Origin of the sequence: Kerstersia similis, from assembly GCF_965139615.1 — a bacterium.
Lineage (GTDB): Bacteria > Pseudomonadota > Gammaproteobacteria > Burkholderiales > Burkholderiaceae_B > Kerstersia > Kerstersia similis.
On the sequence record NZ_CBCSIQ010000051.1, the window covers coordinates 1 to 1,845 of the forward strand.

At 63.1% G+C, this 1,845-nt stretch carries 1 pseudogene; it reads right to left on the reverse strand.

Going from position 1 to position 1,845, the window contains the following annotated elements:
- Window positions 1–28: 28 nt before the first annotated feature.
- Window positions 29–1,546, reverse strand: a pseudogene (locus tag ACNA1V_RS17360) (ABC-F family ATP-binding cassette domain-containing protein); the annotation flags it as partial.
- Between the last annotated feature and the right edge of the window lie 299 nt (window positions 1,547–1,845).

Genomic DNA, 1,845 nt, shown 5'->3' on the forward strand with positions numbered 1-1,845 from the left:
TTGCTATGAATCATCGTCTTTCTTCCGCTGCGGCGCCTGCCGTGGCGGGGGCGGGGCGCTGGGCCAGCCAGTCTTCGTAGCCGCCGACGTAATCCCGCCAGACGCCATTGCCTTCGCTGACGATGGTCTGGGTGACCACGTTATCCAGGAATGCGCGGTCGTGGCTGACCAGCAGTACTGTGCCGCTGTATTCCTGCAGCAGGCTTTCCAGCAGCTCCAGGGTTTCGACGTCCAGGTCGTTGGTGGGTTCGTCCAGCACCAGGATATTGGCAGGGCGGGCGAACAGCCGCGCCAGCAGCAGGCGGGCACGCTCGCCGCCGGACAGGCTGGAAACGGGCGAGCCGGCGCGCGCGGGGGCAAACAGGAAATCCCCCAGGTAGCTCATGATGTGCTTGCGCTCGTTGCCGATTTCCACCCACTCGCTGCCCGGGCTGATGACATCGGCCAGCGTGGCGTTTTCATCCAGCTGGGCGCGCATCTGGTCGAAATAGGCCACCTGCAGTTTGCTGCCCAGGCGCACGGTGCCGCTGTCCGGGGCAAGCTCACCCAGCATGATTTTCAGCAGTGTGGTTTTGCCAGCGCCATTGGGCCCGATGATGCCGATGCGGTCGCCGCGCATGATGGTGGTGGAGTAGTCGCGAATGACGACACGGTCGCCAAAGGCTTTGCTGACGTTCTCCAGTTCCGCCACCAGCTTGCCGGAGCGCTCGCCCTGATCCAGTTGCAGATTGACCTTGCCTTGCAGGTCGCGGCGCTGCGCGCGTTCCACACGCAGCTGTTCCAGGCGGCGTACCCGGCCTTCGTTACGGGTGCGGCGCGCTTCCACGCCCTTGCGGATCCAGACCTCTTCCTGGGCCAGCAGCTTGTCGAAGCGGGCTTCCTCCAGGCGCTGGGATTCCAGCCATTGCGCCTTGTGCTGCTGCCATTGAGAGAAGTTGCCGGGAAAGCCCAGCAGCTGGCCTCGGTCGAGTTCGACGATGCGGGAGGCGACGGCATCCAGGAAGCGCCGGTCGTGGGTGATGATGACCACGGCGCAACTGGCCTGGCGCAAGGCATCTTCCAGCCAGTTGATGCCATCGAAATCCAGGTGGTTAGTGGGCTCGTCAAGCAACAGCAGGTCGGGTTCATCGGCCAGGGCGCGCGCCAGGGCAATGCGTTTGCGCGTACCGCCGGACAGGCCAGTCGCGGCGGCAGCGCCATCGAGCCCCAGCTTTTCGAGCAGCGTCGCGACGCGGGCGGGTTTGCTCCAGTCTTCCGCATCCAGATCCAGCGGGCCGGCGACGGCATCATGAATGGTGCCGCTCTCGTCGATATCGGGTTCCTGTTCCACGGTACGGATACGCAGGCCCGAACGGACGCGCCGTTCGCCGTCATCGGCATGGATGACACCGGCCAGCAGTTTCAGCAGCGAGGACTTGCCTGCGCCATTGCGGCCGATCAGACCAATGCGTTCGCCTTCCTGGATGGACAGGTCGGCATGGTCCAGCAAGGGGTGGTGGCCGAAGGCCAGATGCACTTGAGACAGGGAAATCAGGGGAGCGGACATGAAAATACGGTCAGGAATTCAGGGGCAGGCGCGTCGGGGCGCCGGGAATGCCCCTATTGTCGCAGGCAATGCGGCCCAGAGGGAAAATCGTCAGGGCGTGATGGGGGCAAGCAGGCGCTGCGTGTAGCCTTATTGCGCATTGTAAATATTGGTAACGTGGGTATTGGGGGGGTGTTGTCGTGGTCAAGTATCAGTGGACACTGGGATAGGGAATTTCAGGTAGTGGCTTTTTCGTAATCGGTCGGCGAGCGGTATCCGAGTGTGGAATGCAGCCGTTGGGTGTTGTAAAAGCCGACGAT